Source organism: Pontibacter kalidii (assembly GCF_026278245.1).
Classification (GTDB): domain Bacteria; phylum Bacteroidota; class Bacteroidia; order Cytophagales; family Hymenobacteraceae; genus Pontibacter; species Pontibacter kalidii.
Genome location: NZ_CP111079.1, coordinates 2067719 through 2080037, shown reverse-complemented (window position 1 = coordinate 2080037; position 12319 = coordinate 2067719). Strand labels below are relative to the sequence as shown.

Annotated in this window: 13 protein-coding genes; 4 read left to right on the top strand and 9 right to left on the bottom strand. The window is 50.2% G+C overall.

The window, feature by feature from the left end:
- Nucleotides 1–37 precede the first annotated feature (37 nt).
- Nucleotides 38–1597, bottom strand: coding sequence for an aldehyde dehydrogenase family protein (locus OH144_RS08930; RefSeq protein ID WP_266205954.1), 1560 nt, complete (start codon nucleotides 1595–1597; stop codon nucleotides 38–40).
- Nucleotides 1598–1822: 225 nt separating this feature from the next.
- Here OH144_RS08930 and OH144_RS08925 point away from each other — a divergent pair, with 225 nt between their 5' ends.
- Nucleotides 1823–2656, top strand: coding sequence for a helix-turn-helix domain-containing protein (locus OH144_RS08925; RefSeq protein WP_266205953.1), 834 nt, complete (start codon nucleotides 1823–1825; stop codon nucleotides 2654–2656).
- A 95-nt stretch (nucleotides 2657–2751) separates the two neighbouring features.
- Here the strand turns inward: OH144_RS08925 and OH144_RS08920 are convergent, their stop codons facing one another.
- The gene (locus OH144_RS08920) at nucleotides 2752–2994 is read right to left on the bottom strand and encodes a hypothetical protein (RefSeq protein ID WP_266205952.1); all 243 of its coding nucleotides are present in this window, start codon (nucleotides 2992–2994) and stop codon (nucleotides 2752–2754) included.
- Between the two features lie 91 nt (nucleotides 2995–3085).
- The gene (locus OH144_RS08915) at nucleotides 3086–3802 is read right to left on the bottom strand and encodes a hypothetical protein (RefSeq protein ID WP_266205951.1); all 717 of its coding nucleotides are present in this window, start codon (nucleotides 3800–3802) and stop codon (nucleotides 3086–3088) included.
- A gap of 213 nt (nucleotides 3803–4015) precedes the next feature.
- On the opposite strand from OH144_RS08915, the gene mug reads away from it, so the two are divergent.
- Nucleotides 4016–4579 carry a G/U mismatch-specific DNA glycosylase gene (mug, locus tag OH144_RS08910; protein WP_266205950.1) on the top strand — a complete coding sequence of 188 codons (564 nt, stop codon included), beginning with the start codon at nucleotides 4016–4018 and terminating at the stop codon, nucleotides 4577–4579.
- Between the two features lie 109 nt (nucleotides 4580–4688).
- Nucleotides 4689–5639, top strand: coding sequence for an NADP-dependent oxidoreductase (locus OH144_RS08905; protein WP_266205949.1), 951 nt, complete (start codon nucleotides 4689–4691; stop codon nucleotides 5637–5639).
- A gap of 71 nt (nucleotides 5640–5710) precedes the next feature.
- Here OH144_RS08905 and OH144_RS08900 read toward each other — a convergent pair whose 3' ends face one another.
- The 5 genes from OH144_RS08900 to cysC form a co-directional block, all read right to left on the bottom strand.
- On the bottom strand, nucleotides 5711–6334 hold the full coding sequence (locus tag OH144_RS08900) for an HAD family hydrolase (protein WP_266205948.1): 624 nt from the start codon (nucleotides 6332–6334) through the stop codon (nucleotides 5711–5713).
- A gap of 272 nt (nucleotides 6335–6606) precedes the next feature.
- Nucleotides 6607–6825, bottom strand: coding sequence for a hypothetical protein (locus OH144_RS08895; protein ID WP_266205947.1), 219 nt, complete (start codon nucleotides 6823–6825; stop codon nucleotides 6607–6609).
- A 295-nt stretch (nucleotides 6826–7120) separates the two neighbouring features.
- Entirely contained in the window at nucleotides 7121–8692 is a 1572-nt protein-coding gene (locus OH144_RS08890) for an N-acyl-D-amino-acid deacylase family protein (RefSeq protein WP_266205946.1), read from the bottom strand.
- 129 nt (nucleotides 8693–8821) lie between these two features.
- Entirely contained in the window at nucleotides 8822–9610 is a 789-nt protein-coding gene (cysQ, locus tag OH144_RS08885; protein WP_266205945.1) for a 3'(2'),5'-bisphosphate nucleotidase CysQ, read from the bottom strand.
- A 130-nt stretch (nucleotides 9611–9740) separates the two neighbouring features.
- A complete protein-coding gene (gene cysC, locus OH144_RS08880; RefSeq protein WP_266205944.1) occupies nucleotides 9741–10355 on the bottom strand; it encodes an adenylyl-sulfate kinase in 615 nt (204 codons plus the stop codon).
- 122 nt (nucleotides 10356–10477) lie between these two features.
- Here cysC and OH144_RS08875 point away from each other — a divergent pair, with 122 nt between their 5' ends.
- Nucleotides 10478–11374, top strand: a complete 897-nt coding sequence (locus OH144_RS08875; RefSeq protein WP_266205943.1) for a sulfotransferase domain-containing protein — start codon at nucleotides 10478–10480, stop codon at nucleotides 11372–11374.
- On the opposite strand, the gene OH144_RS08870 is transcribed toward OH144_RS08875, so the two are convergent.
- Complete coding sequence (locus OH144_RS08870) at nucleotides 11375–11866, bottom strand: hypothetical protein (RefSeq protein WP_266205942.1); 492 nt, start codon at nucleotides 11864–11866, stop codon at nucleotides 11375–11377. It lies immediately after the preceding gene.
- Between the last annotated feature and the right edge of the window lie 453 nt (nucleotides 11867–12319).

The window sequence follows — 12319 nt, the reverse complement described above, 5'->3', positions numbered from 1 at the left end:
TGGCCCCAGGTGATTTCAGGTTCATGAAAAAATCAGATTAAAAGAAACCTTGCTTCTTCTTGTCGTAAGATATCAGCATGTTCTTGGTCTGGCGGTAATGGTCGAGCATCATCTTGTGGTTCTCTCTACCGTAGCCCGACTGTTTGTAACCACCAAACGGAGCGTGCGCCGGATAGGTATGGTACTGGTTCACCCAGACACGGCCAGCCTGTATGGCTCTCGGCACCTGGTACATCTCGTGTGCATCACGTGTCCAGACGCCGGCACCCAGTCCGTAAATCGTATCGTTAGCGATCTCGATGGCTTCTTCGGTCGTTTTAAAAGTAGTCAGTGCCACCACCGGACCAAAGATCTCTTCCTGGAACACACGCATTTTGTTGTGGCCCTTCAGGATGGTCGGCTGGATATAATACCCATCCGCCAAGTCGCCCTCGAGCTCCTGCGGTTCGCCACCCAGCAGTACTTCGGCTCCTTCTTCTTTACCAATCTTGATGTAGTTCAGGATCTTGTCGTACTGTGGTTTCGATACCTGCGCCCCAATCATGGTCTCGCCGTCCAGCGGGTTACCGGCTTTAATGGCTTTCACGCGTTCGATCACGCGGGCCGTAAAGGCGTCGGCTATACTTTCGTGCACCAGGATTCGGGTTGGTGCACTACAGACCTCCCCTTGGTTCAGGGCAAAGAAGGCGGCTCCTTCCAGGGCTTTGTCAAAGAATTCGTCGTCGGCATCCATCACGGAAGGGAAGAAGACGTTCGGCGATTTACCGCCCAACTCCATGGTAGAAGGAATGATGTTTTCGGAGGCGTACTGCATGATCAGTTTACCTGTTGCCGTAGAGCCGGTAAACGCAAGCTTGCTGATTCTTGGGGAAGTACCCAGTGCTTTACCCACTTCGGCTCCAAAACCGTTCACCACGTTCAGTACACCGTCTGGTAGAATGTCACCGATCAGCTCCATCAGGGCCAGGATACTTGTTGGGGTCTGCTCCGCCGGTTTTAAGACAATCGTGTTACCGGCAGCCAGTGCCGGGGCAATTTTCCAGGCGGCCATCAGCAGCGGGAAGTTCCAGGGAATGATCTGCCCTACCACCCCAATCGGCTCGTGCAACACGATACTCACTGTGTTGGCATCGTGCTCCGAAATGCCACCTTCCTCTGCGCGGATCACACCGGCAAAATAGCGGAAGTGGTCGACCACAAGCGGAAGGTCTGCCGCACGCGTCTCACGAATCGGCTTACCGTTGTCGATGGAATCGACTGTAGCCAGGTACTCCAGGTTGTCCTCAATGGTCTGGGCTACCCGAAGCAACGTGTTACTGCGTTCTTTTGCAGATGTTTTGCTCCACGTCTGAAAGGCTTTGTGGGCCGCGTCCAGCGCCAACTCCACGTCTTCTTTGGTAGAGCGTGCTGCCTGCGCAAACACTTTTCCGTTGATGGGTGAAATGTTATCGAAGTATTCTCCCTTCACTGGTGGGACAAATTGTCCACCGATAAAGTTATCGCGAGGTAGCTCTTTGTCTTTGAGCTGTGGGAATTTATATAGTTTCTTCTCGGCTTTACCGTTTTCTATTCTGGATTCTAATGCTGTAGTGCTCATAATTTTATATCTTTAAATGAATTTAAATGTTACATTTCGATCGTCTGTGCAACTGTTACAAATTTACAAATAACCTTAGTGTGAGCGGTAGTACAGACTTCCCATAAGGTAGGACAAAAAGGAAATTACCAGGAAATAGCAAGGTGTAGCTTAGGAGCAGGCGTGAGAGGAAGAGGTAGTGGATGCCGGGCTGACAATAAAATTTTGCTTAACAACTGATAGCCTATGAACCCGGAAAGTGACCTGTTTTTTATAAGCCCTCTCGACGCCCCGTTGCAGATGTTTTTTGAAAACCCCGCGCGGGAGGACTACTTTGAGATTGCCTGGCTGAAGGATGAAGAGCCCATTCATTTTATAAAAGAGGATACTCTTCGCATCAAAGGTGACTGGATGTACCTGATCCCGCCTAACCGCTCTCCCCGTCCCAGAAAATCCGACAAAAAAGGGACCTTGCTCGCCTTTCATAAATCGGTGCTGGACTATGAGGCCAAAGAATTTATGTTGGATGTGATCAGGCTTTTCCTCGGCAAAGGTGCTGGTAGTTTCTCCACCATCCTGCTGGACGAAGACATGGCTGTTACGCTGGAGAACTTCCTTCGGATCATAAAAGTCGAATATGAACAGCAGCAACAGAATTTCCTGGTGCTCAAAACGCTGCTGAAGGCATTTCTACTGAAACTGATGCAGTATAAAACACTGACTATAACCGGCCAGGGGCTGAATGAGAAGCGGGTGTATCATTTCCTGCTGCTGCTGGAGCACCACTTCAGGGAAGAGAAATCAGTAACATTTTACTCCGATAAACTGAACATCACACCCAAGCGCCTGAACCAGATCCTGAAGGAGAAGACTAGGAAAACAATTACGCAGCTGCTGCAGGAGCGCATCGTAGTGGAGGCTAAACAGGAACTCGTTATCAGCGCAAAGACGATACAGGAAATTGGTTACAGCCTTGGTTTTGAAGACAGGTCGTATTTCAGCAGGTTCTTCAAAAAAATGACCGGACAGACGCCAGAGCAGTTCCAGAAACAGGCAAAAGAGCGGATTTTTCCTGTGTAACGTTACTTGGCTTTGCTGTGGCGGAGGTACAGTAAAGGTCTGGTGTGTACCCAGCATAGCACGAGTAATAGCTGGAGTATGGGGCAAATTCTATCTTATAGCCTTACAGGTAAATCCAAAAAGTATCGGGCGTAAAAAGCACTATCAATTGCCTTAAGTAAAGTTGGGTCTACAGAATCTAAGCTAAAATAGCTTTTCCTTTCATCTGAATTCTTTTTGATAGTTTCTAGTGGTAATCCAGCAGCATTTGCAGTTAAGTCAACGCTACCAACTTTTAGCTTTTCGCTACTGAAAGAGGATATTACTGCAAGAAATAGGAGAGTATAACTAGTTTTCATCGTTGATATTGAAGCTAACGTGCTAGGCTATACCCAGTGTGGGATTACATGGCTGTGTATGTAACACACGTATGGAATGTTACCAATGGGGTTAAACTTGGCTAAACATTAAAATCCACATTGGGTATGAGCTCTTGTTAGCATTTTTTTTTATATTTTCTTCATAGAAGCTTGTGAACTTTTCAATCAAATCATCTAGATTTTCTCTATCAAATTCTCCAAACCCTAAGGTCATTACATGTCCATCAACAAATTTTGATAAGATAGAATTAAAGTTCTCAATATAAGTTTGGGCATGTCCTTGTAATTCTAACTCAGCATTAATCATTTTAGACCAGTGAGGCTCTTCTCCGTGCTTATAGATTAAATAAGGGAAGACAAATGGAACATACTTTGAGTATTGCTTATTCTTTTCTGGGTTGAGGTCATCATTAGGCCATATCCTGAAATTGTCCTTTAAGTTTAATGTTTCCACCTTTACCACAGTCGCATTTTTATTCTCTCCAATCTCCTGGATAAATCTCCCGTCATCTTGTGTGTAAACTCTAAACCAAGCCAAATCCCAAGCTGTTGCTCCTTTTTGGTTTACTAAATTATATGGGTGAAGAATGGAGTCTAAAGCTATGAATCCTTTATGCCCAACTGTATTCTTTATTATTACAGCTACAGCATTCAAATCACTTATTGTCTGGAATGGATTTCCTCCAATAAATCCGTATATGTAGTGATGCTCCCAGTTTGAAGGTATTTCAAATTGGTTCTTACTTTCGGTATGAGTTGGTTTTTTTTTCTTGAAAAAATTAAACATCCTTATTTGGTTTATATTTATGCTAACTATCGGCTAAGCGTAAACATACGCTTATCTGCACTATGTGCGGAGCTTTCTTTATATCACGTATCCAAGATAAGTATAAATTCATACTATCCTATACTCTCTGACTAGCGATTCTTCTCTTTGAATACCAGTGAAATAGTAGTGGAAAATAAAACCATAGGGTGTAGCCTGTAGTAAAAGACAGGTATGCTATCTACTAAAAGCCCAACCAAAGAAGAACTGGCCGCTGCTTCCGGAAAAACTGTTCCTGACATTATTGCCCCGGACTTGAAAGTACTTTTCTGCGGCATCAACCCCGGCTTGTATACAGCTATTAAGGGCCACCACTTTGCCCGGCCCGGCAACCGCTTCTGGCCCACCCTTCATTCGGCCGGCTTTACCCCAGAGAAATACCAGCCACACCAGGAGAACGAATTGTTGCAACTCGGTTATGGCATCACCAATGTGGTAGGCAGGGCCACAGCCAACGCGGCAGAGTTGAGCAAGGCTGAGTTGATTGAGGGAGGCATTACGCTGGTGGAGAAGGTGATTTTATACCAGCCGCAGGTGCTGGCGCTGCTGGGCCTCAGCGCTTACCGCGTTGCCTTCGGCAAGGCCACTGCCGCCATAGGCCTGCAGGAGCAAACGATAGGGCAGACCAGGTTATGGGTATTGCCAAACCCCAGTGGCCTGAACGCGCATTTCCCGCCCAAAAAGCTCACCACTGTTTATCGTGAGCTGCGCGAATTTGTGGCGCAACAGGAAGGGTAAGTTTCTATTTATAAACTTCACGCTCCTTTTACCTGTATCTTTTATAGGGAGCAGGCAAACAGGTGTTGGTGCTTGCCTGCAACGTAAAAGCAAACACATAATCAAAGCTATGACAAAACAAATGAGAGCAGCGACTTACAGCGAGTTTGGAGGTCCGGAGAAAGTAAGTATAAACACCGTAGAAATACCTGAGATAGGAGAGGGCGAGGTGCTGGTTCGTGTAAGGGCGGCTGGTGTAAACCCGGTGGATTACGCCGTGCGGGAGGGGTACCTTAAAGAAAACCTCCCCACAAAGTTTCCGGTTATACCTGGTTGGGACCTAGCCGGCGAAGTGGTGGATAGGGGCTTTAGTGCCAGAAGGTTTGATGTGGGAGACGAGGTATACGCCTATGCGCGCAGGCCTGTGGTGCAGCATGGCACCTTTGCCGAATACATCGTGCTACCGGAGAGCTACCTGGCTTTAAAGCCAAAAAATAGCTCGTGGGAGGAAGCCGCGGGCATACCGCTGGTGGGCCTCACGGCCTATCAATCGCTGTTTGATGCAGGCCATCTGCAGGAGGGGCAGACGGTGCTGATACTGGGAGCCTCGGGTGGCGTGGGCAGCCTGGGGATACAATTGGCAAAAGCCAAAGGAGCCAAAGTAATTGGGGTAGCCAGCGAGAAAAATCACTCCCACATGCGCGATCTAGGAGCGGATCACACGGTGGATTACAAAAGCAACCATGTAGGGGAAGCCGTGCAGCAGCTTGTACCAGACGGCGTTGACCTGATATTTGACTGTGCCAGCGGCGAAACCCTGCAGCAAAGCCTGCAGGCGCTGAAGCCTTCGGGCAAGCTTGTCTCCATCCTTAACCACGGTACTGACCTGAATCCCGATATCGATTTCACCTACGTGTTTGTGGAACCCAACTCGCGCCAGTTGGATCACCTGCGGGAGCTGGCTGAGGCTGGAAAGCTGCGGGTGCCGGTAAGCAGGACCTATACGCTGGATGAAACAATGGAAGCAATGAAGCAGATACAGACCTCACATACTACAGGCAAGATCGTGATCCTGCCGTAACTGAAAAAGATAAGTATATACAACGTACAAGGGGTAGCATGCGCATGCTACCCCTTGTACGTTATAAAGCCTCATTTTTGGTAGGGCGAAACCTTCCCGTCATCAGCTACCAGAAAGGCTTTGTCTGCCTCGTCTAGTATGGCTTCTTTGCTGTCGGAGTAGGCCTCCACGATCCTGAACTTCCTCTTCTGGAAATGGCTGGAGATACGGCGAAGCTTCTCTTCCTCTTTGCAGGCCTCGCCCACCACCTTATAGGTGCCGCCTTCATACTTCACTTCCGTCCCGGCAAAGCCATCCACCGGGAAAAGATCAAAAAGTGGCTTCACGTACAGCTCCAGGCCACCGGTAGCACAGAAAAGCTGCACGCCTTCCTGCCGCATCTGCTCAAAGCGCTGCCTCAGCTCTTTGTTGAAGTTCTCCGGATACTCTTTCTGCCAGAACTCTCTGGCCAGCTGCTCTACCTGCTCCGGCGGCAGCTCATCCAGGTAGTTAAAAAAGTTCTCCTTAAACTCCGTTTGGCGGATCTGGTTGAGCTTATTCAAAAGCTTATAGTAATACATTTCAAACACAAACCGGAGCCGTTGCGGCCGCTTGCTCACTACGAACTTGTAGAATTCATCTTTCGAACTCTTGCTATAAAACGTGCCGTTCAGGTCAAAAACGACCAACTTTACCTCTTCCCCGCTGTTAGCCATGATCCCTTCTATTTGTAGTGAAGTACATATACGTAAGGCAGCAGGTGCGCAACTGCCCTTTTAATGGATATTTGGTTGTTGCAGGAGAAAAGCGGCTTCCGTTTTTGGGGCCTCGCCCGGATCAGGAAGTATAAGTAGGAAGTATCCCTTAAAAAAGTAGGCTGGTATAGGGATGGGTTCTACATGAGGTGCAATAAAATCGGCAGGGCAGCCGGTGCTTCATGTAGCTCCAGCTGCCCTGCCGTTATTAATTAACGTTTTCTTCTCTATTATTAGTTATTAGAGGTGTCTGTATCGATGGTTTCGGTTTCTGTTTCTACGGTAGTATCAATGTCTCGTACCGTTCTTTCAACCTCAAGTTCAGATACCGTAGTGTCTGTATCTATGACAGTACCATCTGCCTCCTCGTTTGTTACACCTCCATCACCCCCGCAGGAGTAAAGACCAAAGGAACCAAAAGTTATAGCAAAGGCAAATAATAGCTTTTTCATGTTAGTTTTATTTTGTTTCAACATCTGATAAAATCCCGCCTTTTACAGCAGGCTTGATTTACCATTTTATAAATCTGTTAGGTTTTACGGGGGATGGTGTGATTAGGGTTTTATTTATATGAATATTCAGCCCATACTCCCTGTAAACTCTTTGCCTGTAGGTGTTGAGGAACTGCTTTATAAGGCCTTGCAAAAGTTTGTTCATCAGCTAAGCAAGCATAAATCCAAAAACAAATACGAACCGCTAACGATGCGGTGCATCCTGCCGCTGCCCTTAGTCATCATTCGGGCGGGCTTATTTCACCTGCTTTCGCAACACCTTGCCTGTGCGCTCGCTGCTGTAGTTTTCATCTTCCTTCACCACCTTCCCGCCAATCAGCACATACTTGAAACCGGTGGCTAGCTGGTCGGGCTTTGCGTAGGTGGCGTTTTCCTTTACCTCAGACGGGTTGAAGATGAGCAGATCGGCTTTGTAGCCGGGCTTTAGCTGGCCGCGCTTCTGCAAGCCGATGGTTTCTGCCGGAAGGCTGGTCATTTTGCGTACGGCTTCCTGCAGTGTCAGCAGCTTTTTGTCTTCCACGTAGGTCTCTATAACCTTGGCGAAGGAACCATAGCCCCTTGGGTGGTGCATGCTGGGGCTTCCGTCTGAGCCGATCATCACGTACGGGGCCTGCAGCAGGGTTTCCTGCAGTTCTTCATCCATGATAAAGTAGGCGCCGCTGGCACCGTACGGGCCAATGTTTTCCACCAGCACATCCTCGTAAGGCTTGTTCAGTTCCGTGGCTATCTGCGCCAGGTTTTTGCCGGTGTAGCGGCCGGTGCCAATCAGTGTTGCCTCAGGACCGTTGCGCTGCATAATCTTTTTCCTCAGGTAATCCTGCAGCTCCTCCTTGCGCGTTTTCAGTACCTCTTTATAATCATGCGGCGATTTGGCCCAGTCCGGGAAAAGTATGGCGATGCCCGTGAAACTAGCCGTGTAAGGGTAGAAGTCTGCCGTTACCCTGGTGCCGCTTTGGCGCGCGCTGTCGAGTACCTGCAGCACCTGTTGTGCCCGCTCCCTGCCTTTGCCGTACACCACTTTTATATGCGATACATGCACCGGGCAATAGGCTCCCTGCGCCAGCAGCTCCTTAATGGAGGCCTCTACCAGTGCGTCGTCCTCGTTGCGCATGTGGCTCATGACTAACCCGTTTTTAGCCCCCACCACTTTGGCTAACCGGTTCAGTTCGTTGCTGGTGGCGTAGTAGCCGGGATTATACTCCAGGCCGGTGGTAAGGCCGTAGCAGCCGGCCTCCATGGCCTCGGCCAACAGATTCTCCATGGCTTTCATGTACTCTTCAGCAGGCTGTTTCTCATACATCGCTCCCGAGAGTACCCGCAGGGAGTTGTGTCCGGCAAACATGGCAATGTTCACACCCGGCCGCGCGGCGTCCACTGAGTCCATCCAGGCGCCCATGTCTTTGTTGTTGTGGCTGAAACCATCCTGCCCCAGGCAGATGGTAGTGACGCCCATCGCCAGGAAATTCCTGAATTCCGGCTCTTTCAGCGGATCGCCGTGGGCGTGGGCATCAATGAATCCGGGCGTTACCACCATGCCCGCTGCCGGTATGGTTTTCAAGGCCTTGTAAGTGGCGGAGGTGTCTTTGTCGATCACGGCAATGGTATCGGCACCGATGAGTATGTTGGCTGTGTAAGGTTCGGAGCCGGTGCCGTCCACCACGGTGGCTTTCTCCAGCAGCAGGTCGTAAGTCAGGTTGCGGGCCTCGTTCTCCTGTTGTTCCTGCTGGCTGGTGCTTTGGCAGGAGGTGAACACAGCCGTCGCCACGAGAGCTGCAAGAAGTTTAGTGAAGGGTGTATCCTTTGTCATAGTTGGTGTTTATACTTTGGCTGCCGTTTTTGTGCTTATACTTTTGCCAGCCATACGTGCCTCAGCTTTCAAATAAAGTATAAGTTACGCAGAAGTATGGAAAGTACACAGTGCCTGTACCTGGCGGGGCTAAAAGGCGATGAAATCCGGGTTAAGCAGGTCGGGCTTGTTGTACTCCAGCTCCTGCTGTAGCTCCTGCCGGTAAACACCTTTATTCAGCGCGTTAAGGATAGCGTGAGCGGCAGCGGTGTCCCACTCCATAGTGGGGGCGAAGCGGGGGTAAAGGTCGGCCTTGCCCTCGGCTAGCAGCATGAACTTTAGTGAACTGCCCATGCTAATGATGTCGGCCGTGGGGAAGTGGCGTATGAAATCCGCTGTTTCGGGGCTTAAGTGGGTGCGGGAGGCGATAAGGGTAAGTTTTGGCAGCTGCTGCAATTCCTGCAAAGTACGCTTCTCCGGCAGCGGCATCAGCTGTGTTCTCTTTTCCCCGGCCTCTTTAAATACGCCTGTTACTGCCGAGCCAAAGTATAGGGTATCCAGCACAGGTGCATAAATAACACCCGCAATGGGTTTGTTGTGGTGCATCAGGGCGATATTCACAGTAAATTCCCCGTTGCGCTTCACAAACTCCTTGGTGCCATCCAGCGGGTCTACGAGCCAGTACCATTCCCACTGCTGCCGCTGCTCAAAGGGTAACTGCTTTCCCTCTTCCGAAAGTATGGGCAGGCCTGTGGCAGCTAAGGCGTTGCTGATGATCTCATGTGCGGCGCGGTCAGCTTTGGTCAGCGGGGAGTCGTCGGCTTTGATACTTACATCAAAAACACCGGAAGTATAAATCTGCATGATAGCACTACCTGCCTCCAGTGCTGCCGTACGGGCTATCTGCAGCAAGTCGGTTATACTTAAAGTGATGTTCACGGTGCTCAGGTTTTATCAGGTTGATGAAGTATACGTTATAACCCAGGTAGCGATTTACTAATACTGTACAAGTATAAACTCACCCCTGCCTCCTCAGAGTGGTGGGTCAGCCACAGCTTAAGTTTTATACTTACATGGCGGCTTTCATGCGTTGCTGAAGCCTTAGCTGCGGCTCCACCAAAGTAACGAGTTTCTGCAGTGAGTCGTCTATCTTTTCCTGATCGGTATTAAGTATAAGGTGCGGGTTTTGCGGAACTTCGTAAGGAGCGCTGATGCCAGTGAATTCTTTTATAAGTCCCTGCCGCGCTTTGGCGTACAGTCCTTTGGTGTCACGCTGCTCACATACCCGCAGGCTGCAGTTAATGTATACTTCCGTAAACCGCTCCGGTCCCACGATATGCCTGGCCAACTCCCGTTCCTCTTCGTAAGGCGAGATAAACGCACAAATCACCACCATCCCAGCTTCCAGCATCAGGTTTGCCACCTCCGCCACGCGCCGCATGTTCTCCTTCCGGTCCTGCTGGGTAAAGCTCAGGTCCCGGCACAGGCCGTTGCGGATATTATCGCCATCCAGTAAAAAAACCTTGTAGCCCTGGTGAAACAGGTGGTGCTCCAGCCGCAGTGCCAGGGTGCTTTTGCCGGAGCCGGAGAGGCCGGTGAGCCATACCAGGCGCGGCTCCTGCTGCATTTGGTACCTGCGCTGTTCATAGCCTACTTTGGATTTAAAGGGATAGATGTTTTTCATAGTTTCTGAGAGACTGTGGTTGCGTAACGTATGATTCGTTATACTTCTGCCCACCTTGTACGGCAATAAATTAGTTAAAGTCGTATAGCAGCCTGATCCTACACTTTTAAACCTTTATACCTATGAAAATACTGCAGGGCGGGGCACCCAAATGCGGCAATTTCTGGCTCTACCAGATCCTACAGCAGCTCATGCACCGCAGCGGCCAGCCAGTGAACAGCTTTATCCAGCGGCACCCCATCTACGAGCTCGCCAAAACCTGGGACCTGAACTACCCGAGCCAGGCAAGTATAGACGTGCTGGACGTGACCGATCTGCAGTACAGCTACCGCATCAGCAGCATTTTCCGGATGCCGGTGGAAAGTATAGAAGGCTACGTGGCCCAGACCGACCATGTCTGGACACACTCGCCGGTATGCAAGCGCAGCAGTGAGTTGTTCCGCCTCTTCGACAAGAAAGTATACATCCTCCGCGACCCCCGCGATCGCGCCATCTCCGCCGCTAAATATTATACTTCGGAGTACATGCTCAAGTATTATTCGCAAGAAGAAACAGATGCGAGGCGCTACCTGGAGAAGCATTTTGAGGAGTTGCTGGTGGAGTGGGTGTGGCACGTGTATGACCACCTGCGGCTGAGCCGGGAGCATAACATCCACATTGCCTTTTACGAAGGCTTTCTGCTCGATTTTCAGCGGGAGCTGGGTAGGCTGCTCGAGTATTTGGGCTTGGAGCTGAGCGAGGCGGAACGGGCGGAGCTGCAGGAGGCCATGAGCTTTGCCACCCTCAAAAGCAAAAACCCGAAGCACCTGAAAAAGGGGCAGTCGGGCTATTGGATGGACCAGCTGACGGATAGGCAGGCAGCACAGGCCGATATGATCGCAGGGCCGCTGATACGTTTCCTGGGTTATCCTACATCAAAAGGCCAACCCATGCGCTATACTACCGAGCCGCCGCACCAGAACTTTGAGGCGTTGAAGGAGGAGATCATTGCCTCGCAACAGCCGCTGTACCAAGTATAGCTACCACACGCCCAGCTGGCGGCCAATTGTTTTTAGCTGCCCGATGTGGTAGCCGGTGTGGTGCAGCGTAGTCATGGCGGCCCAGGAGAGGGTTTTGCCGTTTGGATGCACGGCAAACAGGTCTGTAGCCGGGTCTTTTACAAGCGAGATCATTTCATCTAATTCTTGTGCATAGGCGTCTATGGCCTTGTACCATTCCTGCTCGCTTTCCGGTTGGTGGTTTTCCGGCCAATGGGCATCGGGCCACACATCCGTGTCCAGCTCCGGGTGCTTCATAAACTGTAGCAGTGTCTGCTGCCGTGCCCGGATATGGCCCAGCAGGATCCAGCCGGAGAAGTGCAGTCCGTCGAGCATGATGCCCGCTTTTTTATAGTCGAACTCGCGCAGGAGGATCACGTTAGGGGCAAATCCGCCTTCCAGCAGCTCCACCAGCTGCTCCCTCACCAGGCTGTCTATCTGTTTGGCTGTGTGTGTTGTTTTTATACTTTCCAAAGTAGTTTCGTTTGATGATTTATACTTTCAGCTCATCAGAAACGGGAGCAGGAGGGGTAGGGTTAGAGGTTTGTTTTAGGTGGAGAAAAGCGGCAGCCGTAATTGCTTGCTGGCGCAAGCGTCCGCTTGTGCCTTTGCTGCTGCTTACTGCATCTTGAGCTAAGCTAAACTTGCTAGCTCCCGTTCATCCACGGCTTTACAACCTGCATTGTTTCATCTCTGACTGTGGTGCTCTCCAGCCCGAGAGGGCTCGTCCTTTGGCATCGCGCGGTGTACATTTCCTTTGCTTGACCTGCGGTCTGCGCAATTTCGCTAAAGCGAAACCGTAAATCTACAAGGCGCTCAACCCAAGGACTGGGTAACATTTCGATAGCCGCTGCTAATGCAACATCCCCCTGCCCCCTTTGAAGGGGGCAGGGGGATGTTAATCAACTGCTGATTCCCCTCCTCGGA

Excerpts from the sequence above, each read along its gene's own strand:
- OH144_RS08925 (WP_266205953.1), top strand. The coding sequence starts at position 1,823 with ATGAACCCGGAAAGTGACCTGTTTTTTATAAGCCCTCTCGACGCCCCG.
- OH144_RS08920 (WP_266205952.1), bottom strand. The coding sequence starts at position 2,994 with ATGAAAACTAGTTATACTCTCCTATTTCTTGCAGTAATATCCTCTTTC.
- OH144_RS08915 (WP_266205951.1), bottom strand. The coding sequence starts at position 3,802 with ATGTTTAATTTTTTCAAGAAAAAAAAACCAACTCATACCGAAAGTAAG.
- OH144_RS08900 (WP_266205948.1), bottom strand. The coding sequence starts at position 6,334 with ATGGCTAACAGCGGGGAAGAGGTAAAGTTGGTCGTTTTTGACCTGAAC.
- OH144_RS08895 (WP_266205947.1), bottom strand. The coding sequence starts at position 6,825 with ATGAAAAAGCTATTATTTGCCTTTGCTATAACTTTTGGTTCCTTTGGT.
- OH144_RS08930 (WP_266205954.1), bottom strand. The coding sequence starts at position 1,597 with ATGAGCACTACAGCATTAGAATCCAGAATAGAAAACGGTAAAGCCGAG.
- OH144_RS08875 (WP_266205943.1), top strand. The coding sequence starts at position 10,478 with ATGAAAATACTGCAGGGCGGGGCACCCAAATGCGGCAATTTCTGGCTC.
- cysC (WP_266205944.1), bottom strand. The coding sequence starts at position 10,355 with ATGAAAAACATCTATCCCTTTAAATCCAAAGTAGGCTATGAACAGCGC.
- OH144_RS08905 (WP_266205949.1), top strand. The coding sequence starts at position 4,689 with ATGACAAAACAAATGAGAGCAGCGACTTACAGCGAGTTTGGAGGTCCG.
- mug (WP_266205950.1), top strand. The coding sequence starts at position 4,016 with ATGCTATCTACTAAAAGCCCAACCAAAGAAGAACTGGCCGCTGCTTCC.
- OH144_RS08890 (WP_266205946.1), bottom strand. The coding sequence starts at position 8,692 with ATGACAAAGGATACACCCTTCACTAAACTTCTTGCAGCTCTCGTGGCG.